Below are 20,461 nucleotides of genomic sequence, written 5' to 3'. Positions count from 1 at the left end.
TCGTTCGCTCGATCGCCGACCGTTCCAGGGTAGGCGGCCGGTCGCTTCCACAAAGTCCTTATCGGCGCGTTGATATCACTCCAGTAATGCTGAGCAGGGTGCGTGAGATCGGCTACGCGATGTACGAGCGGCTGCTGCGACTGGAGATCGGAGGCGCACCCGACCACGTCGCCGTCATCATGGACGGGAACCGCCGCTACGCACGCAAGCAGGGCGAGGACACGAACGAGGGCCATCGCGAGGGGGCTCAGACGACCGAACAGCTACTCGACTGGTGTGACGAACTGGGCGTCCGCGAGGTGACGCTGTACACCTTCTCGACGGAGAACTTCGACCGGCCGGCCGACCAGCGGGAGTTCATCTTCGATCTCGTCGAGGAGAAACTCCGGACCTTCGCCGACGCGGACCGAGTCCACGACGCCGGGGTGTGTATCCGCGCGATCGGCGAACGCGAGATGCTCCCCGAGCGGGTCGTCGACGCCATCGACTACGCCGAGTCCCGGACCGCACAGTACGACAGGCTCAACCTCAACATCGCACTCGCCTACGGCGGCCGGGCGGAACTGCTGGGCGCTGCCCGTGACGTTGCCCGTTCGGTCGCGACGGGGGACATCGACCCGGGCGACGTTGACGTTGACACGGTCGAGGAGTACCTCTACCGTGGCCCGACACGCGACGTGGACCTGATCGTCCGGACCGGCGGTGCCGAGCGAACATCGAACTTCCTCCCCTGGCACGCCAACGGCAACGAGGCGGCGACGTTCTTCTGTACGCCGTACTGGCCCGAGTTCCGGAAGATCGACTTCCTGCGGGCGATCCGGACCTACCAGAACCGCCAGGAGACCTGGCGGACGACTCGCGCCCGGCGGGCGCTCGCGCTCGTTCGCTCGCTGGGCGACCGGGAGGTCCCGCAGGCACAGGCTGCCCTCCGTCGGTTCCGGGACGCGCTGCCGAACAGCGAGCGCGAACAGGCCGACGAGGAGTACGAACTCGCCGATTAACGGACCGACCCGAACGGGACCCGGCGGATTCGGAGGTCACCGACGGGCGTCAGCAACACCGTCAGCGGTCGCTGGAACTCCGGCGACCCGTCGAGGCGCCAGTCGGCGGTGGCCGTGGCCCCGCTCGCCGTCTCCGCTCTGACGCGGTAGGTCCCGCGGCGGTAGGTGACACTCTCCTGTTGGACGCTGCCGGTCGGTTCGACGGTGTACTCCCGGTCGAGCACCGGCGACGACCCGCCGTCGGTCGTCAACGCGACCGAGACCGTGAGCTGGTGGGTCGCCGTATCGAAGTTGTGGACGCGGTAGGACGCCCACTGCCCCTCACAGGGTGTCGCGAAGTTCTCCGCGCTGTCCTCGCTGGCGAAGACTTCCGAACAGTCGAAGGACCGATCCCTGTAGTCGCCCGGTCTGACGACGAGTCCGGGGCTGACGAAGTAGAGGACCGGAAGCTGCCCCCAGTCGGCGTGCACGTCGTCGGCGTAGTTGGCGTAGCCCGTCGCGGTCGCGAGCACGTAGTGGCCGCCGTGTGCGGCCCGGTCGTGTCCGGCCGCGCCCTCGACGCTGATGTCTTCGACGTTCTCCGCGTGTAGTTTGTTGTACGCTCGCGTTCGCTCGAACGCCCTGGCGAACTCGACGGCGGCCTCGCGGTCCGGCTCTGTGGGCCGATTCGGGTACGGTTCGGGTCCCGACGGTGTCGGGGCGTACGTTCCCGTCTCGTCGGGCGTCGGAACCGGCGTCGGCGTGCTCTCGGATGTCGCCTCGCCGGCGTCGCCCCGTCCATCCGTGGCCGAGCGACAGCCGGCCAGAGAGAGGACCGCCCCGGCGGCTCCAGTCCGGAGGAACCGACGGCGGGTCAGCGGTGTGTCCATATCGGGGGTTCCGGTAGCCGTGGCAAGTGCTTTCGGTGCGATCAAACGGCGGTTTGAGCGTCCGGTCCCGGCGGCTGTGAGGCCCGATCAGCGGCCGAACCGCCGCTGGCGCTCCTGGTAGTCCCTGAGCGCGCGTAGATAGTCCCGCTGGCGGAAGTTCTGCCAGTTCACGTCGGTGAAGTACAGTTCGGAGTAGACCGACTGCCAGATCATGAAATCAGAGAGCCGCTCGGCGCCGGTCTTGATGATGAGGTCCGGGTCCGTCGGGAAGACCAGATGCTCCTCGACGGCGCCCTCGTCGATCTCGTCGGGGCGCAGTTCCCCGTCGGCGACATCCTCGGCGAGCTTCGCGACGGCCGTCGCGAACTCGGACTGGCCGCCCAGCCCGATGGAGATCTGGATCGGCGCGTCCGCTCTGCTCTCGTCGTCGGGCCCCCTGACGGCGACGGCACTCGGTGCCCGGATATCCGAGAGTTCCTGTCGGATGGTCGGGACGACTTCCTCGTCGAGGACGCTCACGTAGACGACGATCGTCTCGGCGCCGTACCGGACCGCCCAGTCGAGGAACTGCTCCAGGGTCCCGTAGGCGCCCTCGGTCAGGAGGTCCCGTTCGGTGATGACGAGGGCGACACGCTCGGGGAGGGCGGCGTCGCTCATCCGGAGACGGGTCGCGAGGTAGCGGTCGTACAGACCCACGCCGCGGGATACGCCCAGGGGTCGCCTAAAGCTCACGACTCGGTGTGGGGCTCGACGGCGCGGCGAACGCCCCTCCCGGAGTTCGGAAACGGTAAGTGGCTCTCCGGGGTACCGGAGAGACGTGACATCGACCGTACGGCGGGCGGCCGGGTTCGCCCTCGTCGGGACGCTCGCCCTCGTGGTCCCGCTCGCGACAGCCATCCGGTCGCCGGCGCTGTCGACCGTCGCCGCGACCGGGCCGTTCGTGCTCGTCGCCGCGCTCGCGCTGACGGTCGTCGATCCCGGCTCCCGGCTGTTCGACCTGTTCGCTCGCCCGGGCGACTACGAGGACGGGAAGCTCCACGGGCTCGCCGCGTTCTCGCTCGCCGCCGCGGGGCTGGCGCTGTTTGCCGTCCAGTTCGGGATGCCCGCATGGGTGTTCGTCGGGACGGTGTTCGTCCTCGCCTTCGGGAACCTCGGCCAGCGACTCGTCGCCACCGTCAGGAGCGATCAGTTCGTCGCGACGGCGGCGTTCGTCGTCGCCGGGTTCGCCGCCGGGCTGGTCGGCCACGTCGTCGGCGCACGGCTCCAGACGGTTGCCGTCGAACTCCCCCTCGTCGTGTTCCTGGCGGCGACCGGGTCGCTGGTGGCCGCGCTGTTGCGCTCCGTCCTGTTCGAGCGCGACGACCCGCTCGTTTTACTCACCGTCGGGCTCCTGTTGTGGCTGTTGTTCGTGCTTGACCCGTCGGTCGCGACACAGCGAATCGCCGTCGCGCTGGTCGTCACGGCGGTGCTTGGCTACGTCTCCTACGCGCTGGACACGGCGTCGCTGCCCGGCATGTTGACCGGCATCTTGCTCGCGCTGTTGACGATCGTCCTCGGTGGGTACGGCTGGTTCGCGATGCTCGTGACATTCTTCGGCCTCGGCGGGCTCTCCTCGAAGTACCGCTACGAGGAGAAGCTAGAGCGGGGGATCGCCGAGGAGAACGAAGGGGCCAGAGGCAGCGGGAACGTCCTCGCGAACTCGATCGTGGCGCTCGTCGCGGTTCTGGCGACCGCCGCGAGCCCCTCACACATCGCGGTCGACCCCGTCCTCTTCCTCTATGCCTTCGCCGGCGCGGTCGCGGCGGCGATGACCGACACCTTCTCCAGCGAGTTCGGCGGACTCTACGACAACCCGCGCCTCATCACGACCTTCCGCCGGGTCGAACCAGGCACGGACGGTGCGGTCACCTGGCAGGGGGTCGCCGCCGGCCTGGTCGGCGCGGGGATCATCGCCGGTATCGCGTCGGTCCTCCTGGCCCCGGTTGGGACCGTCGGCGCCGTCGCCGTGGTCGTCTGTGGCCTGGTCGGGATGACCGTCGACAGTCTTCTCGGTGCGACAGTCGAGGGGACCGTCGTCGGCAACCAGGGCGTCAACATGCTGGCGACGCTGACCGCGGCGATCACCGGCGCGGTGCTGGCACTCGGTGGCGGCCTCGTATGACGCCGATCCGCGAGGGTCGCCCGGCCGACCGCGCCCGGTTGCGGGCGATCCAGGCGGCCGCGCTGGATCACCCCTGGCCGGACCTGCTGTCGGTCGCCGTCGACGGGCCGCCGGAACTGCTCGTCTACGACGACGGCGGGCCGGTCGGGTACGCACTCGTGGTTCCGGACCACCCAATCGCGTACTTGGCGGAACTGGCCGTCGCGCCCGCCGAACAGGGCCGGGGGATCGGGACGCAGTTGCTCTCGACGCTGTTCGAACGGCTCCGAGCGGCGGGCTTCGAGACCGTCCGGCTCACCGCCCGCGCCGACGACGAGCGGGTCCGGGGGTTCTACGACAAACTCGGGTTCAGCGAGGAGGGACGGCTCCCGGAGCACTACGACGACGGCGACGGCGTCCTGTTGACGCGTCAGCTCTGATCGCCGTCTTCGATCCGGACGTGGACGCTCGTGGGCTGTTTGACGTACTCGCCGTGTTCGGTGGCGACGACCACGTCGACGCCCCGCTGTGCGGCCACGTCGAGTACTTTCTGTGAACACGGGCCGTCGAGGACGACCGTCTCGGGGACCGTCTCGCTCTCGGCGACCAGCGAGACGGTGTCGTCGGCGTCCCCGTCCGCGAGGACCGCACCGTCCGGGCCGAGGAGGCGAGCCTGTCCGGTCCCGGCCCCGATGACGGCGGCGACGTGGTCCGAGAGCGTCTCCGGGACCGCTGTCGACTCGGCGTCCGGTGTCGCTCCCGTCTCGTCGGCCGCTGGCGTCTCGACGGTCTCGGTGACGGCGACCGCGCCGCCCTCCTCGGAACGCTCGTCGCCCTCGGCGGGCGGTGTAGGGTCGACGGCGACCGGGCCGTCCGCTCTGGCCGTCCCGGACGAGTCCTGGCTCGACTCGCCGTCCGCTCCGTCCACGAACTCCTCGTACGGGATCTTGTCCCGCAGGGCCGTCATCGCGTCGGCCCGCGAGAGATCTTCGACCGACTGTCCGCGCGGTGCCAGCGCGACGTAGTCGATCTCGCCGACCTGCCCGAGTTCCTTCAGGATGAGGTCGCCGCCCCGGTCGCCGTCCAGAAACGCGGTGACAGTCCGGTCGGCGGTCAGGTCGGCGACGGTGTCGGGAACGTCGGTGCCTTCGACGGCGATCGCGTTCTTGACGCCGTATTTCAACAGCTGGACTACGTCGGCACGCCCCTCGACCACGACGATAGCGTCGGAGTCGGCCACCCGTGGCCCGGCGGGGAACCCGTCGTACTCCGTGACATCTTCGACCCGGACCCGCTGGCGGACGGTCTCGACGATGTCTTCGGTCGTCACCGAGTCGGCCTCGAACTGGGCGAGGAGTTCCGTCGCCCGGTCGACGACCTCCCGGCGCTTGGCGCTTCTGATGTCTTCGATGTTCGTGACGGTGATCTCCGCGCCACAGGGACCGACCTGCTCGATCGTCTCCAGCGCCGCCGCGAGGATCGCCGTCTCGACCTTGTCCAGGCCGCTCGCGACGGTCACTTCGCCGCGGGACTGGCCGCCCTCCGCGGCGATCTCGACATCGATCCGGCCGACCTTCTTCGAGTCCTGGAGGTCCCGTAGGTCCATGTCGTCGCCGAGCAACCCCTCGGTCTGTCCGAACACCGCGCCGACCACGTCGCTGCGCTCGACGACGCCGGCCGCGGTGATGTCAGCGTGTATCAGATATTTTGCGGTGTCTTGCATCGTTGTGCTCCGGGCGGCCGGCCCATTTTCGACAGGGCCGGCCCGCGAGTTCTATCGCTCCGTAGACGGGGCGGACTCAAATAAGCTGTCCACCCGACCGCTCACTCGACGGCGAGCGTCGAGAGCACGTCGGCGGCCGCCGCCATCGCTTCGATCGGTGCCGCCGGATCGTCGTGTTCGAAGACGAGCCACTCCGTCCCGGCCGCCCGCGCGGCGTCGACGACCGCCTGGAGATCGACGACCCCCTCGCCCAGCCCGGTGGGCTCCCCGTCGGCGGTCACGTCTTTCAGATGGACGACTGGGGCGCGGCCCGACAGTGTTTCTAGGAGGGCAACCGGGTCACGACCCGCCGCCTGTGCCCATCCGATGTCGAGTTCGATACCGACTGTCGTCTCCTCGATCAGCCGATCGAACGCTGTCTCGGTCCCGATCGGGACGAACTCGTGTGTGTGATTGTGATAGAGGAGCGGCTTCTCGACGGCGCCGGACAGGTCGTCGAGCATCGTCGCCGTCTCGGCGACCGCCGCCGCGTCCGCGAAATGGTCGTCGTCGAGGTACGGGACCACGACGTAGGGGACACCCAGCGTCGCGAGGTCGTCGGTGACGCCGGCGGGGTCGGCCCGGATCGCCTCGGCGTCGACGTGTGCGCCGGCGGCGAGCAGGCCCGCCGCCTCCAGCTTCCGAGCCGTCTCGACCGGGTCCGACAGGCCCGCGAACTCGACGCCGTCGTAGCCGGCCGCGGCGATACGCTCGAAGGTCTCGGCCTGTGGCCCCGAGTGATCGCGCAGCGTCCACAGCTGGATCGCGGTGTGCATGTCGCTTCCTGGGACCGCGACCGTGATATAACCGGCCCCACAAAATCCGGGCCATGGGACTCACAGAGGCGCAGATCGATCCCGAGCAGTTCCTCGAAGACGTTGAGATGCGCGTCGGCGAGGTGGTCGACGTGGCGGACTTCCCGGCCGCACGGAAGGACGTGTACAAGCTGACGGTCGACTTCGGCGACGAGGAGCGACAGTCGGCGGCGGGGCTGACCGACCTGTACGAGCACGAGGACCTGCTGGGCGCGCAGGTGATCGCCGTCGTGAACCTCGGACCGGTGACCATCGCCGGCTTCGAGAGCGAGTGTCTCGTCACCGGCGTCGACGGTGAGGACGGCGTCGTTCACCTGACCACGGAGCGGGACGTGGAGCCGGGCACCCGCGTGTATTGAAGACAAATTCTCTTCGGATTGGTCGACCGAAGGAACGAAATTGCTTTGTACCGGAACTAACTAGATCCGTCCAACAATCATGAGACACACGCGGACCGCCGGGTGGGCAGTCGTCGGGCTCGTGTTGATGGCGCTTGCCGTCCCGTGGTTCCTCTGGGACAGCGCACAGGTTGTCGCCGGCCTCCCGGTGTGGCTGTGGTGGCACATCGGCTGGATGGGGCTGGCGAGCCTGGTCTTCGCCGTCTTCGCACGCACTGCCTGGGGACTGGGCATCGAGGAGGTGCCGGCCGATGGCTGAGACCACGCTGCAACTGGGCATCGTCGGCGCCTACATGGTCGTGGCGCTGGCGGTCGGTGTCGTCGCCTACCGGCTGACCGACCGCAACGCCGAGGACTACTACCTCGCCAGCCGGACGCTTGGCACGGTCGTCCTCCTCTTTACGACCTTCGCGACGCTGCTGTCGGCGTTTACCTTCTTCGGCGGTCCGAACCTCGCGTTCTCGGCCGGCCCCGAGTGGATCCTCGTGATGGGGCTGATGGACGGCATCATCTTCGCGGTGCTGTGGTACGTGCTTGGCTACAAGCAGTGGCTCGTCGGGAAGCGCCACGGCTACGTCACCCTGGGGGAGATGCTGGGCGACCGCTTTGGCTCGACACCGCTGCGGATGGTCGTCGCCGGCGTGAGCCTCGTGTGGCTGTTCCCCTACGTGATGCTCCAGCAGAAAGGCGCCGGCCAGGCCATCGTCGGCCTGACCGAGGGCGCGGTCCCGTTCTGGGTCGGCGCGGGCGGGATCACCCTCTTCATGATCCTCTACGTCACCGTCTCGGGGATGCGCGGGGTCGCCTGGACCGACACGCTCCAGGGACTCTTTATGCTCTCCCTGGTCTGGGTCGCCGTGGCCTGGGTGCTCTCGTCGGTCGGCGGGGCCGGCGAGGCGACGGCGCTGCTCGCCGAGACCAACCCCGAGTTCCTGGCGCTGGGCGGCGGCCTCTACACCCAGCAGTACATCGTCTCGACGGCGGTCAGTATCGCCTTCGGCGTGACGATGTTCCCACAGATCAATCAGCGCTTCTTCGCCGCGGGCTCGAAGACCGTCCTCAAGCGGACGTTCGCGCTGTGGCCCGTCCTCGTCCTGTTGCTGTTCGTCCCGGCGTTCATGCTGGGTGCGTGGGCTGCGGGCCTGGGCGTGGAGGTCGCCCAGGGCGGCAACGTCATCCCGGCGCTGCTGGCCGAGTACACGCCGACGTGGTTCGCGGCGCTGGTCATCGCCGGCGCGATGGCCGCGATGATGTCCTCCAGCGACTCGATGCTGCTGTCGGGGTCGTCGTATCTCACGCGGGACCTCTACCGGCCGCTGACCGGTCGGTCTACGGGAGCGGACGACGGCCGCGAGACGCTGGTCGCTCGTGTGGGCGTGATCGGGTTCGCGACCCTGTCGTTCGTCGCGAGCCTCTACACGCCGGGCACGCTCGTCCAGATCGGCGACACCGCCTTCAGCGGGTTCGCACAGCTGACGATGCCCGTCGCGCTGGCGCTGTACTGGCGCGGGACGACCAGAAGCGGCGTGTACGCCGGTATCCTCGGGAGTCAGGTGTTCTACGTCCTGCACGTCCTACCGGTGCTCGAAACGGTCGCCGGGCTGGTCGGGCTCACGGTGGCGCTGCCGACCGCGTACCTCGGCTGGACGCCGGGAATCGTCGGGATTCTCCTGGGAACGGTCCTGACGGTCGGGGTCTCGGTCGTGACCGCGCCGGCCGCGGCGGAGAACCCGACCGCCTACCGCGTCGACGCCGACTGACGCTCCCGGGCGAAGTCGCTGTTCGACCCCGATGGGTGACACTAAAGAGCGTGGGGCTCCCGGTTCCGGTATGGACACTGAGACCGCTGGCGACCGAAGTCGCCTCGTCCGCGTACTGCTGGCCGTCGGCCTTGGCATCCTCGCCCTCCGCTCGTTGCGGGGTGGAAAACGACTCCGTGGCATCCTGACCGGCGTCGGCGCCGTTGCCCTCGGCGTCTCCGCGGCCGGCGACAGCGGCCCCGCCGTCGAACCGCTCCACGAGACGGACAAGACCGACTTCGACACGGACGCGGATACCGAGACGGACCTCGACACCGACAGTTCGGACGTGTCCGTGGTGGCAGACGACTCGGCCGACGACCACGCCGAGCCAGCCCCCGGCTCGCTCACCTGTGTCGCGTGTGGCGAACCGATCGTCGCGGGCCAGCGCCGCCGCCCCAACGCCGACGGCGAGACCGTCCACGACGACTGTCTGTGAACCGGCTGGACTGACGGCGGGGACCGCCCCACCCGATCGAAAAACCGTACTTCTGGGACCGGCTGCTTCCCTGCAGTACGGTGCCGCCGTTTCCCGGTGTACCCTGACCACCGACCCGACCGTCGTCGAACGCTACGACGGCTCCGGTTCGGCCGGTTCGGACACGAACACCCAGCCGTCGCTTCGGACTTCGATGCGGTACTCGGCGTACCGAAACGTGACGGCTCCGGTCCCGTCCCGGGACTCCCCGGAGCTGTCCGAGCCGAAAAAGGCGGCTTCGATCGCCGGCACGTCGACGGACTCGTACAGCGGCGGTGACTTCACCTCCTCCGGGGAAACATCGCTCGCCGCCGCGATCGCGAACACGATCGTCGTCGTGAGTTCTCGGTTTCCGCCGGGCCGGTAACAGCGCTGTGCGACCTGCGACCAGCGTGTCTCGGGCTCGGTCGCGGGGGTGTCAACAACCCCGTCTCCGTCCTCATTCCGTTCGTTCATCGATCTCCTCCCGGGCGTGTGTCTCCTGACTTGCGTCGAGACTGGCCCCCATTCCTTCGAGCGCGGCCAGGACCTGTTCGGCGTGTTCGGCGACCGTGATCGTCTCGGTGGTCTCGTCGAACGCGATCACACCCTCGTCGACCAACTTCGGGACGTGGGCGTGATACAGCGAGACGTACACCGCTTCCCGTCGGTCGTTCGTCACGGCGTGTTCGGGAACGTCGTTCTCCCAGGCGGCGATCTTCGTCGCCAGTTCGGTCAGCGTCCACTCGGTGTCTTCGAGCAGCGTGTAACACAGATAGCGGCGGCGGGGGTGGCCCAGCGCCTCGTACACGGTTTCGACCTCCAGCACGTCCGGTGATAGTTGCTCGTCGGGGGAGGGGGAGGCGTCCCCTCTTGCTTCGTCACGCGAGTCAGAGTCGTCGCTCATATGTACGAACTCACGCGGCAGGGTCAAAACAGTATCCCATGGTTGACAAAATTCGCGTGTTCGCTACCGATTATCAACGATTGGCGGGGATTTACGTACAGATCTGAACCAGTTACGGACACGTCCCGACGGTGACGGCTCGCGCTCCCGGGCCACAGCGACCGGCTCGGCATCCAGCGCGACAGAGCGGAACCGACCCCCGGCACACCCGTCCCGAGACTGGCACTTTATATCGCCGCCGCCACCACGTATCGGATATGCACACCCACATCGTCCCGGTCGGCTTCGATTACGACCGGCTCATCGCGCCGCTCGTGCGCGAGCAACTCGACGTGGACCGGGTCATCCTCCTGGAGGGCGCGGTCGGGAGCGAGGCCAACGTCGAGTACTCGCGCAACCTCGCGAGGAAGTTGGAGAAAGACTACGAGAACCTCCTGGGCGCCGAGACCGAGCGGTTCGTCATCGCCGATGTCTACGACTACGACGACGCCTTCGAGCAGGCGTTCGAACTCATCAACGCTGAACTTGACTCGGGTAGCGAGGTGTGGGTCAACGTCTCGGCGATGCCCCGCACCGTCTCCTTTGCCTTCGCGACGGCGGCCCACTCGATCATGGTCGAACGCGAGGGCGACCGGGACCGCATCCACACCTACTACACGGTCCCCGAGAAGTACCTGGAGACGGAACTGGCCGAGGAACTGCGCCGGCAGGTCGACCTCCTGAAAGACCTCCAGGCCGGCGAGGGTGTCGACGACCGCGTCGACGAGCGACTCCGGACCGCGGTCGACCTGCTCGACGAGTTCGACGAGCGCGGGACGACCATCGGCGCGAAGGAGATCGACGGCTCCCACATCGTCGAACTGCCCGTCGCCTCCTTCTCGAACGTCAAGCCCTTCGAGGAAGTCATCCTCTTTACGCTGGGCGAACACGGCGAGTTCGAGTCGGTTTCGGAACTCGCCCAGGAACTCGCCCGCGACCTTGGCGAGGAGTACACCGATTCCTTCCGCTCGAAGGTCATCTACAACGTCGACCGGCTCGGCCCGGGCGGGAAGGGGTACATCGAGCAGGAAGACCGAGGGAAGTCCTACCGGACACGGCTCTCACGCATCGGGGAGCTGTGGGTGCGGGCACACTCGGCGGAAGACCGCGACCGGGAACTGCCGTAGGCGACAGGAAACCGAAGTCGTTAATCCGTGGGTGGGCTACGGTACACCTAATGGCGCGTCGAGGCACCACCCAGCCCGTTCTCGTACCGGTAGTAGGGGCGCCCAGCCCCAACTAACCCCACCGCCCGACGCCCGTACCGTTTTCGACCGACCGCCGCCACAGCCAAGACATGAGTGACACACAGGACCCACCGACCGACGAATCGACAGCCGACCAGTCAGACAGCCTCGACGGGGAGTACGACCCACAGGCCGTCGAACCCACCTGGCAGGACCAGTGGGTCGCCGACGGCACCTACGCCTACGACGGCGACGCCGACACCCGATTCAGCATCGATACGCCGCCGCCGACGGTGTCGGGCAACCTCCACATGGGGCACCTCTATCAGTTCACGCTCCAGGACTTCGTCGCCCGCTATCACCGGATGGCCGACGACACCGTCTTCTTCCCCTTCGGCTACGACGACAACGGCATCGCCTCCGAACGGCTGACCGAGCGCGAACTCGACATCCGCCACCAGGACTTCGAGCGCCGGGAGTTCCAGGAGAAGTGCCGCGAGATCTGTAGCCGATACGAGGCCGAGTTCACCGAGGACGTGCAGTCGCTGGCGATCTCGGTCGACTGGGACAACACCTACAAGACCATCGCCCCCGAGGTCCAGCGCGTCTCACAGCTCTCTTTCCTCGACCTCTACGAGAAAGGGCGGGAGTACCGCCAGCGCGCGCCGACCATCTGGTGTCCCGACTGCGAGACGGCCATCTCACAGGTCGAACAGGAAGACGAGGACAAACACACGAAGTTCAACGACATCGCGTTCGATCTCGTCGAGGACGGGAACGGCGACGCCCCGGGCGAGGGCGGCGCCGAGGAGACGTTCACCATCTCCACCACGCGACCCGAACTGCTGCCGGCCTGTGTCTCGGTGTTCGTCCACCCCGACGACGACGAGAACCAGCACCTCGTCGGCGGGACCGCCCGGGTCCCGCTGTTCGAGCAGGAGGTCCCGATCATCGCCGACGAGCGCGTCGACATGGAGACCGGGAGCGGCCTGGTCATGTGTTGTACGTTCGGCGACCAGAACGACATCGAGTGGTACCAGGCCCACGACCTGGAGCTCCGGCTGGCCATCGACGAGTCCGCGACGATGACCGAGGTGGCCGGCGACTACGAGGGGATGAGCACCACGCAGGCCCGCGCCGCGATCATCGAAGATCTGGATGTCGAGGGGTACCTCCTCGAATCCCGTGACCACGAACACACCGTCCAGGTCCACGAGCGCTGTGGCGTCGAGGTCGAGTATCTCGTCACCGAACAGTGGTACATCGAGCTCCTGGACAAGAAAGGCGAGTACCTCCAGGCCGGCCGGGACATGGAGTGGTTCCCCGAGAAGATGTTCAGCCGCTACCAGCACTGGATCGAGGGGCTTGAGTGGGACTGGTGTATCTCCCGACAGCGCGACTCGGGCATCCCGATCCCGGTCTGGTACTGTGACGAGTGTGGCGAGCCGACCCTGGCCGAACCGGAGCAACTGCCCGCCGACCCGCTCTCGGACGACCCGCCGGTCGACGGCTGCCCGGCGTGTGGCCACGACACGTTCACCCCCGAAGAGGACGTGTTCGACACCTGGGCGACCTCCTCGCTCACGCCGCTGGTCAACGCCGGCTGGGACTGGTCCGCGGACGGGTCGGCTGCCGACGGCCCCCAGTCGATCACCGACGGGACCTTCGAGATGGCGATGGACGAACTGTACCCGTTCGACCTGCGCCCGCAGGGCCACGACATCATCTCCTTCTGGCTGTTCCACACCGTCGTCAAGTGTTACGAACACACCGGCGAGGTCCCCTTCGAGAACGTGATGATAAACGGGATGGTGTTAGACGAGAACCGCGAGGCGATGTCCAAATCGAAGGGCAACGTCATCCCGCCCAGCGAGGTCCTAGAGAACTTCCCGGTCGACGCTGCCCGCTACTGGGCCGCCGGGACCTCTATCGGCGACGACTTCCCGTACAAGGAGGGCGACCTCGAAGCGGGCGAACGCCTGCTCCAGAAGCTCTGGAACGCCTCCCGGCTGGTCGATCAGCTCACCCCCGCCGCGGACGCCGTCGACGCGGTCGAGGAGGACGACCTTGCGGCCGTCGACCGCTGGCTGCTGGCCGAGCTCGACGCGACCGTCGAGTCGGTCACCGAGAAGTTCGAGGACTACGCGTTCTCGAAGGCCCGCAACGAACTGCGGTCGTTCTTCTGGAACACCTTCTGTGACGACTACCTGGAGATCGCCAAACAGCGCCTCTCGGACGGCAGTGACCTCTCGACCGAGTACACGCTGGTCCGTGCCCACCGCACCTTCCTGAAGCTGTTCGCCCCGTTCCTCCCCCACATCACCGAGGAACTGTGGAGCCGCCTCTACGCCGACGACGAGGGCTCGATCCACACCACCGACTGGCCCGTCGCCGGTGGCTACGAGGCCGACCTGGCCGCGGGCGAGACGGCCATGGAGGTCGTCTCGGCGCTGCGCCGCTACAAGACCGAACACGGCCTGCCACTGAACGCCGACCTCGATAGCGTCGAGGTGTACGGCCACGTCGCCGGCTTCGAGGACGCCATCGCCGAGGCGATGCACGTCGAGCGCCTGGAGACCTACGACGAGGCCCCCGAGATCACGACCGAGATCAGCGGGATCGACCTCGATTACTCGCTGGTCGGACCGGAGTTCGGCAACAGCGTCGGCGACATCGACGCCGCAATCGAGGCCGGCGACTACGAGATCGACGGCGATCGGCTGATCGTCGCCGTGGAGTTCGAACTCGACGCCGAGATGTTCGAGATCGAGGAGTCCCGGACCTACTCCGGCGACGGGGAGATGACCGAGACGGAGTCGGCGGTCGTCGTGGTCCAGTAGGGCAGTCTTACGAGCGGACTCGTCCCGTCGGCCGAACGGGGGCTCGGGCCGGCGTCGCCGTGGAAAAGGCTAACCGGGGCGCCACAGGACCTAGCGTCACTGTGACACCGTCCGTCTTCGATCCCGGGCTGGAGTCGATCACCGTCGCGGAGACGGAACTGAGCGACGTGGACGGCGAGGCCGGCGAACTCGTCGTCCGCGGCTATCCGATCGCGGAACTGGCCGCCAACGCGACCTACGAGGAGAGCGTCGCACTGCTGTTAGACGGGGACCTCCCGCCGGCCGACCGGCGAGAGACGGTCCGGGCGGCACTGACCGATTCCCGCGGGCTCGACGACGCCGTCCGGACGCTGGTAGAGACGGCGGCAGCGGCCGGCGTGGACCCGATGGACGCCCTGCGGATGGGCGTCGCCGCGGCGACGCTCGGGACCGACGACGAGGGGCCGTCGGCGACCGCGCTGCGGGTGATCGCCGTCGTCCCGACGGTCGTGGGGACCTACTGGCGCGCCCGCCGGGGCGAGTCCGTCGTCGATCCCGACCCGTCGCTGTCCCACGCCGCGAACTACCGGTACATGGTGACGGGCGAGCGGCCCACGGCGGCCGAGACACGCGCTCTCGACGCGTTTCTGACGACGATCGTCGACCACGGACTCAATCCGTCGACGTTCACCGCGCGGACGGTCGTCTCCACGGAGTCGGACCTCGTGTCGGCGGCGACGGCCGCAGTCGGGACGCTGAAGGGGCCGCGCCACGGCGGGAACCTCCGGCGCGTCTTCGAACTGCTTCGGACGGCCCACGAGGCCGACGATGTCGGCGCGGCCGTCCGCGAGCGACTCGCAGACGGCGACGACCTGCCCGGGTTCGGCCACCGGGTGTACGAGGTCCGGGACCCGCGGGCGGCGGTCCTCTCGGCGGCGATGGAGCGGCTCCCCGTCGGCGGCGAGTTCCGGGCGACGGTCAGGGACCTCGAATCCGCGGGCGTGGCGGCTCTGGACGATCGCTTCCCCAGGCGACACGCGGCCGCCACCGTCGAGTTCTACGCCGCGGCGCTGTTGTACGCCGTCGACATCCCGCCGGCGCTGTTCACACCGACCTTCGCCGTCGCCCGGGTCGCCGGCTGGATGGCCCACTGTCTGGAACAGCGAGCCGACAACGTCCTCGTTCGCCCCGTCTCTCGGTACGTCGGGCCGACCGGGCGGACCTGGACGCCGGTCGAGGAGCGAGAGCCGACCGACGGGGTGACCGAGCGAGCGGCCGTCGAACCCGTCTCGGAGACGTTACAGACCCTCGCCGAACCGGCCCGACTGGAGGTCCTGTTCGCGCTGGCGGCCGCCGACGGGCCGGTCGCGTACTCGACGCTCCGGGAACGCACGTCGATCGAGGACAACGGTCGGTTCAACTACCACCTCCGACAGCTTCGCGGGGCGTTCGTCGCCGACGGGGACGCCGGCTACGCGCTGACCGCGGCCGGCGAGCGGTTCGTCGAGACGGTCCTCGCCGACGATGCCTTCCCCGCGGACCCGTGATCGCTCGGGAGAACGCGCTTTCCCCGTCACGCCCGGCGGAGTCCGTTCGATGGGCGGCTCGGACTGTCGACACAGACCTATCACCGGCCGAGAAGAAGCGCGCTTCTCCGAGCCCTTACGTCGCTCTCGGCGCTACTCACTGTCGATGCTCGGACCACGATCGGCCGCAGCTGCCCCGCCCGCGCGACAGCCCCTCCCGGCCACCGACTCGGTCGACCCAGCCACGGGGGTGATGGCGTGACCGACGACACCGTCCGCCCGGGGCTGGAGGGCGTGACCGTCGCCGAGACTCGCCTCAGCCGGGTCGACGGGGAGGCCGGCGAACTCCTCGTCGGGGGCTATCCCGTCGAAACGCTGGCGGGCAACGCCTCCTTCGAGGAGGCCGTCTACCTCCTGTTCGAGGACCGCCTCCCGACCGGCCGGGAACTCGATCGGTTCCGGTCGGAACTCGCGGCCCACCGCACGCTCGACGAGGAGGTCCACGGCGTCGTCCGCCGGGCCGCGGCCGACGGGGACCCCGCGATGGACGCACTGCGGATGGGCGTCGCCGCGGCCAGCCTCGGGATCGACGCCGAGGACCCGCGGACGGCCGCCACCCGCGTCGTCGCGGTCGCCCCGACGATCGTCGCGGCATACTGGCGCTACCGCCAGGACGAGGCCCCGATCGAGCCCGACCCGGACTTGTCCCACGCCGCGAACTACCTGTACATGCTGACCGGCGAACGGCCCAGCGACGCCGCCGTTCGGGGCCTGGAGACCTATCTGGCGACCGTGATCGACCACGGGCTCAACGCCTCGACGTTCACCGCGCGGACGGTCGTCTCCACGGAGTCGGACCTGGTCTCCGCGGGAACGGCCGCGATCGGGACACTGAAAGGACCGCTCCACGGCGGCGCGCCGGGGCCGGTGTTGGATATGCTCCAGTCGGTCCACGAGTCCGGCGATCCCGAGGGGTTCGTCCGCGACCGACTCGACGCCGGGGAACGGCTGATGGGGTTTGGCCACCGCGTCTACCGGGTCCGCGATCCGCGGGCGGCGGTCCTCTCCTCGGCGGCCGAACGGTTCTACGCCGGGACCGACGAGGACGGCTTCTACGAGACGGTCGAGCAGTTCGAGTCGGTCGCACTCGACGCGCTGGCCGAACACAAACCGGACCGCCGGCTGGCGACCAACGTCGAGTTCTACACCGCGGCGCTGCTCCACGGCGTCGGGATCCCCCGGGACCTGTTCACGGCGACGTTCGCCGTCGGCCGGGCGGGCGGCTGGATGGCCCACTGTCTGGAGCAACTCGACGACAACAGACTGATCCGGCCGGTCTCGGCGTACGTCGGCGCGACCGACCGCGAGTGGACGCCGGTCGCGGAGCGCTGACTCACCCGCCGCGTTTCACTTTCTCGACCCGGGTCGCAAGCGCCAGGAACGTCGCCGCGAGCGTCAGCACGACCGCCCAGCCGGCCGCCAGATCGTGTGCCGGCAGCGTGTGATCGATGCCGCCGGCGACGATCTCGGCCCGGAGGACGGTGTGGTGTGGCCCCTCTAGCACGGGGACGAAGTAGTCCACGACATCGTTGAAGCCGTACCAGCCGACCGCGACCGCGACCGCGGGAACCGAGAAGGACGCGTACCGGTGGATGAGAAACGCCTCGACGGCCATCGCCAGGTGCGAGAGGATCAGGAACCAGTAGAGCCAGGTGGCGATGCCCGCCGGGCCGTTGACGACCAGTTGGACGTAAGGCGTCCACAGTCCGAGCTTGATACAGCCGAAGAAGGCGAGCGCGTGGAGCCACTCCACGTCCCAGTCGAGTCGCCAGGCGGCAAACGAGAGGCCGATGAACATGGTCGCGACCGGCGAGTCGGGGATCAGCGGGTACGCGAGCAGTGGCGCGGCGCCGAGTTGTCCCTCGATCAGGGGCGGTGCCAGATCGAGCGGCCGACCGGCGTAGTACCAGAAGCCAAACAGGGTGCCGACGAGGTTGACCAGCGCGATCGGCCAGGCGAGTCGGAGGCCGACGTTCTCCAGCCACTCCGGGAGCGGTGCGACGTAGCGGGGAAGCCCCTCGGTGTCCGGGAGCGGTCCGTCGAACCCACGCGCGACGACTGCCTCGATGCGCCCGCCGAGTGTGGCCATGTCGGTCGGTGGGGAGGGGGCGGCAAAACGGTAGCGGTCAGAACCGGATCTCGAAGCGCGCGCCGCCGGCGTCGCTCTCGGTGGCGACGACCTCCCAGTCGTGCCGGTCCGCGATCGTCTCGACGATCGCCAGCCCGAGTCCGGTGCCGTCGGTCGCGGTCGTGTACCCCGCTTCGAACACCTGGCTCCGGTCGGCCGGGAGCCCCGGGCCGTCGTCCTCGACCACGAGTCCGTCGCAGTCGACAGCCGCCTCGCCCAGCGGCCGGACGGACACCTCGACCCCCGGTTCGGTGTGTTCGACGGCGTTGTCGATCAGGTTACTCAACAGCCGCCGGCAGTCGGTCCGGTCGACCTCGATCGTCGGGAGTGAGCCGAGACTGAGCGTCGCGTCGGCCTGCTCGTGTCGTTCCCAGATCTGTTCGACGAGCGTCACCAGATCGACCGGTTCGGGCTCCGGTTCCATCTCCCCGTGGCGTGCGAACCGGCTCAGGTCGTCGACCAGCGCGTCCATCTGCCCGTGTGCGCGCTCGATCGCGTCGAGCCGGTCGGCGTCGACCCCCTCCTGCCGGAGCAGCGCCAGGTTCGAGTCGGCGACCTGCAGCGGCGAGCGGAGGTCGTGGACGACCTGTGCGAGGAACTGCTCTAACCGCTCGGCGTGGCGTTCCAGTGACTGTTCGTAGTGTTTCCGGTCGCTGATGTCGAGGGTGATCCCGATGAGGCCCACGATGTCGCCGTCGTCGTTCCGCCAGGGGACCTTCGATGTCAGCGCCCACTCGTCGTACCGCTCCTTGTCGGTGACCGGCTCCTGTTCGTACTGCTCGTAGATCCGGTCGAAACTGTGCGTGTCCGCCTTGTTCTGGCTGGTGTGTTCCTCCTTGTGGATGATCGGCTCCCCTTCCCGGAGGACCTTCATGTCGTCCGTGTAGGTGCCCTCGGCGTGGGCGTCCGGATACAGCTCCTGGTCGGTCTTCCCGACCAACTGGTCGGGCTCGGTGATGTGGGCGTGACTCACCCGGAGGTGACGACCCTCGGTGTCTTTGACGTAGAGGTGGTGGGGAATCTGCTCGAACAGCGTATCGAGCAGGCTGCTCTCGTAGGCGAGGCGCTCCTCGGCCCGGGCGTGCTCGACGGCGTTCTCGATCCGGTTACACAGCATCTCGACGGTCTCGCTGTCGCCGGTCTTCTGGACGTAGTCGGTGACGCCGGCCGAGATCGCCTCGCTGGCGACTTCTTCGCTTCCTTTGCCGGTAAAGAGGATAAAGGGGAGATCGGGAAACTGTGCGCGGACGTTCCGCAGGAGTTCCAGCCCGTCCATCTCCGGCATGTCGTAGTCCGAGACCACACAGTCGACGGTCCCGGTTTCGAGGCGGGGGACGACCGCCGTCGGATCGTCGAGCGAGGTGACGGTGATCGGGTCGGCCCGCTCTTCGAGCCCCGTCGCGGTCGCTTCGAGGAAGTCACGGTTGTCGTCGACGTGAAGAACAGTTATCTCGCCCCGCCGATCCGAGGGCGGCCACTCCGGTCGCATTGCGTTCGGTTCGAGGGCTGGCGGTAAAACACCACTGGCGCTCGTGTCAGTCCGCCGCCAGCAGCTCGGGCGTGTGGCCGGACGATGACCGCGGAAGACCACCCGTGGAGGGCCAAGGGGCACGCGTTAAGTAAATCCAGACCTAAGCCGTCGTCAATGGCTGAAGCTACTGATCTGGAGGACCTTCGCCGCGGGACCGACCTCGTGAAGCGCGGCTTCGCGAAGATGCAGAAAGGCGGCGTCATCATGGATGTCGTCGACCGCAAGCAGGCCCGCATCGCCGAGGACGTGGGTGCTGTCGCGGTGATGAACCTCGAAGCGGTTCCGGCCGACATCCGCAAGCGCGGCGGCGTCGCCCGGATGGCCGACCCCGCCTCGCTCGAATCGATCATCGACGAGGTGTCGATCCCGGTGATGGGCAAGGCCCGGATCGGCCACACGAAGGAAGCCCAGATCCTCGAAGCCGCCGGCGCGGACATGGTCGACGAGAGCGAAGTGCTCACGCCCGCGGACGACCGCTACCACATCGACAAACGCGACTTTACCGCACCCTTCGTCTGTGGCGCCCGGAACCTGCAGGAGGCGCTGCGCCGGATCGACGAGGGCGCGGCGATGATCCGGACCAAAGGCGAGGCCGGTACCGGCGACGTGAACCAGGCGGTCCACCACCAGCGCAACATCAAGGGGTCGATCCGGAAGCTCGAAGGGATGAGCTACGAGGAACGCGAGAAGTGGGCCCGCGAACACGAAGCGCCCGCAGATCTCGTCCACGAGACCGCCGATATGGGGCGACTCCCGGTCGTCAACTTCGCCGCCGGCGGGATCGCTACCCCGGCCGACGCCGCGTTGATGATGCACCACGGCTGTGACGGCATCTTCGTCGGCTCTGGGATCTTCGGCGCGGAGGACCCCGAAGCGATGGGGACCGCGGTCGTCGAGGCCGTCAACAACTGGGACGACCCGGAGGCACTGAAGGAGATCGCGACCAACGTCGGCAAGGGGATGTCCGGCGACGCCAACGCGGACCTGCCCGAAGAGGAGAAACTCCAGGGCCGCGGCGTCTGA

At 68.2% G+C, this 20,461-nt stretch carries 20 protein-coding genes; 12 read left to right on the top strand and 8 right to left on the bottom strand.

Annotation, left to right across the window (positions count from 1 at the left end; translation table 11 throughout):
* Window positions 1–86: 86 nt before the first annotated feature.
* On the top strand, window positions 87–1,001 hold the full coding sequence (uppS, locus tag P1L40_RS17085) for a polyprenyl diphosphate synthase (RefSeq protein ID WP_284008801.1): 915 nt from the start codon (window positions 87–89) through the stop codon (window positions 999–1,001).
* On the opposite strand, the gene P1L40_RS17080 is transcribed toward uppS, so the two are convergent.
* Together P1L40_RS17080 and P1L40_RS17075 are read right to left on the bottom strand one after the other, a co-directional pair.
* Entirely contained in the window at window positions 998–1,870 is an 873-nt protein-coding gene (locus P1L40_RS17080; protein WP_284008799.1) for an Ig-like domain-containing protein, read from the bottom strand. The genes uppS and P1L40_RS17080 overlap by 4 nt on opposite strands.
* 87 nt (window positions 1,871–1,957) lie before the next feature.
* Window positions 1,958–2,566 (bottom strand): undecaprenyl diphosphate synthase family protein, encoded by a 609-nt coding sequence (locus tag P1L40_RS17075; RefSeq protein ID WP_284008797.1) that lies wholly within the window; start codon window positions 2,564–2,566, stop codon window positions 1,958–1,960.
* A gap of 121 nt (window positions 2,567–2,687) precedes the next feature.
* Between P1L40_RS17075 and P1L40_RS17070 the strand changes: the two genes are divergently transcribed.
* Entirely contained in the window at window positions 2,688–4,031 is a 1,344-nt protein-coding gene (locus P1L40_RS17070) for a DUF92 domain-containing protein (RefSeq protein WP_284008796.1), read from the top strand.
* Window positions 4,028–4,450, top strand: a complete 423-nt coding sequence (locus P1L40_RS17065) for a GNAT family N-acetyltransferase (protein WP_284008794.1) — start codon at window positions 4,028–4,030, stop codon at window positions 4,448–4,450. The genes P1L40_RS17070 and P1L40_RS17065 overlap by 4 nt, the downstream gene beginning before the upstream one ends.
* On the opposite strand, the gene dnaG is transcribed toward P1L40_RS17065, so the two are convergent.
* Both dnaG and P1L40_RS17055 read right to left on the bottom strand, forming a co-directional pair.
* A complete protein-coding gene (gene dnaG / locus P1L40_RS17060; protein ID WP_284008793.1) occupies window positions 4,441–5,733 on the bottom strand; it encodes a DNA primase DnaG in 1,293 nt (430 codons plus the stop codon). The genes P1L40_RS17065 and dnaG overlap by 10 nt on opposite strands.
* Window positions 5,734–5,834: 101 nt before the next feature.
* Window positions 5,835–6,548: a sugar phosphate isomerase/epimerase family protein gene (locus tag P1L40_RS17055; protein WP_284008791.1), complete on the bottom strand. Its 714-nt coding sequence runs from the start codon at window positions 6,546–6,548 to the stop codon at window positions 5,835–5,837.
* 53 nt (window positions 6,549–6,601) lie between these two features.
* Here P1L40_RS17055 and P1L40_RS17050 point away from each other — a divergent pair, with 53 nt between their 5' ends.
* From P1L40_RS17050 to P1L40_RS17035, 4 genes are all read left to right on the top strand, one after another.
* Window positions 6,602–6,946: a tRNA-binding protein gene (locus P1L40_RS17050; protein ID WP_284008789.1), complete on the top strand. Its 345-nt coding sequence runs from the start codon at window positions 6,602–6,604 to the stop codon at window positions 6,944–6,946.
* A 79-nt stretch (window positions 6,947–7,025) separates the two neighbouring features.
* Window positions 7,026–7,244 (top strand): DUF3311 domain-containing protein, encoded by a 219-nt coding sequence (locus P1L40_RS17045; RefSeq protein ID WP_284008787.1) that lies wholly within the window; start codon window positions 7,026–7,028, stop codon window positions 7,242–7,244.
* Window positions 7,237–8,745, top strand: coding sequence for a sodium:solute symporter family protein (locus P1L40_RS17040; RefSeq protein WP_284008785.1), 1,509 nt, complete (start codon window positions 7,237–7,239; stop codon window positions 8,743–8,745). The genes P1L40_RS17045 and P1L40_RS17040 overlap by 8 nt, the downstream gene beginning before the upstream one ends.
* Before the next feature lie 70 nt (window positions 8,746–8,815).
* Entirely contained in the window at window positions 8,816–9,223 is a 408-nt protein-coding gene (locus P1L40_RS17035; protein WP_284008783.1) for a DUF2892 domain-containing protein, read from the top strand.
* Between the two features lie 132 nt (window positions 9,224–9,355).
* Here the strand turns inward: P1L40_RS17035 and P1L40_RS17030 are convergent, their stop codons facing one another.
* Together P1L40_RS17030 and P1L40_RS17025 are read right to left on the bottom strand one after the other, a co-directional pair.
* Window positions 9,356–9,718, bottom strand: a complete 363-nt coding sequence (locus tag P1L40_RS17030) for a HalOD1 output domain-containing protein (protein ID WP_284008782.1) — start codon at window positions 9,716–9,718, stop codon at window positions 9,356–9,358.
* A complete protein-coding gene (locus P1L40_RS17025; protein WP_284008780.1) occupies window positions 9,702–10,148 on the bottom strand; it encodes a DUF7344 domain-containing protein in 447 nt (148 codons plus the stop codon). Before P1L40_RS17025 ends, P1L40_RS17030 begins: the two co-directional genes overlap by 17 nt.
* 257 nt (window positions 10,149–10,405) lie before the next feature.
* Between P1L40_RS17025 and P1L40_RS17020 the strand changes: the two genes are divergently transcribed.
* The 4 genes from P1L40_RS17020 (at window position 10,406) to P1L40_RS17005 (ending at window position 17,111) form a co-directional block, all read left to right on the top strand.
* A complete protein-coding gene (locus P1L40_RS17020; protein WP_284008778.1) occupies window positions 10,406–11,314 on the top strand; it encodes an HFX_2341 family transcriptional regulator in 909 nt (302 codons plus the stop codon).
* A gap of 170 nt (window positions 11,315–11,484) precedes the next feature.
* The gene (locus tag P1L40_RS17015; protein WP_284008776.1) at window positions 11,485–14,214 is read left to right on the top strand and encodes a valine--tRNA ligase; all 2,730 of its coding nucleotides are present in this window, start codon (window positions 11,485–11,487) and stop codon (window positions 14,212–14,214) included.
* Window positions 14,215–14,315: 101 nt separating this feature from the next.
* Entirely contained in the window at window positions 14,316–15,740 is a 1,425-nt protein-coding gene (locus P1L40_RS17010; RefSeq protein WP_284008775.1) for a citrate/2-methylcitrate synthase, read from the top strand.
* 237 nt (window positions 15,741–15,977) lie between these two features.
* Entirely contained in the window at window positions 15,978–17,111 is a 1,134-nt protein-coding gene (locus P1L40_RS17005) for a citrate synthase (RefSeq protein ID WP_284008773.1), read from the top strand.
* 1 nt (window position 17,112) lies between these two features.
* On the opposite strand, the gene P1L40_RS17000 is transcribed toward P1L40_RS17005, so the two are convergent.
* Window positions 17,113–17,868 carry a DUF1405 domain-containing protein gene (locus P1L40_RS17000; protein ID WP_284008772.1) on the bottom strand — a complete coding sequence of 252 codons (756 nt, stop codon included), beginning with the start codon at window positions 17,866–17,868 and terminating at the stop codon, window positions 17,113–17,115.
* A gap of 37 nt (window positions 17,869–17,905) precedes the next feature.
* Entirely contained in the window at window positions 17,906–19,396 is a 1,491-nt protein-coding gene (locus P1L40_RS16995) for a hybrid sensor histidine kinase/response regulator (protein WP_284008770.1), read from the bottom strand.
* A gap of 156 nt (window positions 19,397–19,552) precedes the next feature.
* On the opposite strand from P1L40_RS16995, the gene pdxS reads away from it, so the two are divergent.
* The gene (pdxS, locus tag P1L40_RS16990) at window positions 19,553–20,461 is read left to right on the top strand and encodes a pyridoxal 5'-phosphate synthase lyase subunit PdxS (RefSeq protein ID WP_284008769.1); all 909 of its coding nucleotides are present in this window, start codon (window positions 19,553–19,555) and stop codon (window positions 20,459–20,461) included.

Origin of the sequence: Haloarcula pelagica, assembly GCF_030127105.1 — an archaeon.
GTDB classification, from domain to species: Archaea; Halobacteriota; Halobacteria; order Halobacteriales; family Haloarculaceae; genus Haloarcula; species Haloarcula pelagica.
The sequence above is the reverse complement of the archived record's forward strand: the minus strand, read 5'-3'. Positions and strand labels throughout refer to the sequence as shown.

Bases quoted from the DNA above. Each gene is read 5' to 3' on its own strand.
- uppS (WP_284008801.1), top strand. From the start codon at position 87: ATGCTGAGCAGGGTGCGTGAGATCGGCTACGCGATGTACGAGCGGCTG.
- P1L40_RS17080 (WP_284008799.1), bottom strand. From the start codon at position 1,870: ATGGACACACCGCTGACCCGCCGTCGGTTCCTCCGGACTGGAGCCGCC.
- P1L40_RS17065 (WP_284008794.1), top strand. From the start codon at position 4,028: ATGACGCCGATCCGCGAGGGTCGCCCGGCCGACCGCGCCCGGTTGCGG.
- dnaG (WP_284008793.1), bottom strand. From the start codon at position 5,733: ATGCAAGACACCGCAAAATATCTGATACACGCTGACATCACCGCGGCC.
- P1L40_RS17055 (WP_284008791.1), bottom strand. From the start codon at position 6,548: ATGCACACCGCGATCCAGCTGTGGACGCTGCGCGATCACTCGGGGCCA.
- P1L40_RS17050 (WP_284008789.1), top strand. From the start codon at position 6,602: ATGGGACTCACAGAGGCGCAGATCGATCCCGAGCAGTTCCTCGAAGAC.
- P1L40_RS17045 (WP_284008787.1), top strand. From the start codon at position 7,026: ATGAGACACACGCGGACCGCCGGGTGGGCAGTCGTCGGGCTCGTGTTG.
- P1L40_RS17040 (WP_284008785.1), top strand. From the start codon at position 7,237: ATGGCTGAGACCACGCTGCAACTGGGCATCGTCGGCGCCTACATGGTC.
- P1L40_RS17035 (WP_284008783.1), top strand. From the start codon at position 8,816: ATGGACACTGAGACCGCTGGCGACCGAAGTCGCCTCGTCCGCGTACTG.
- P1L40_RS17030 (WP_284008782.1), bottom strand. From the start codon at position 9,718: ATGAACGAACGGAATGAGGACGGAGACGGGGTTGTTGACACCCCCGCG.
- P1L40_RS17025 (WP_284008780.1), bottom strand. From the start codon at position 10,148: ATGAGCGACGACTCTGACTCGCGTGACGAAGCAAGAGGGGACGCCTCC.
- P1L40_RS17020 (WP_284008778.1), top strand. From the start codon at position 10,406: ATGCACACCCACATCGTCCCGGTCGGCTTCGATTACGACCGGCTCATC.
- P1L40_RS17015 (WP_284008776.1), top strand. From the start codon at position 11,485: ATGAGTGACACACAGGACCCACCGACCGACGAATCGACAGCCGACCAG.
- P1L40_RS17000 (WP_284008772.1), bottom strand. From the start codon at position 17,868: ATGGCCACACTCGGCGGGCGCATCGAGGCAGTCGTCGCGCGTGGGTTC.
- P1L40_RS16995 (WP_284008770.1), bottom strand. From the start codon at position 19,396: ATGCGACCGGAGTGGCCGCCCTCGGATCGGCGGGGCGAGATAACTGTT.
- pdxS (WP_284008769.1), top strand. From the start codon at position 19,553: ATGGCTGAAGCTACTGATCTGGAGGACCTTCGCCGCGGGACCGACCTC.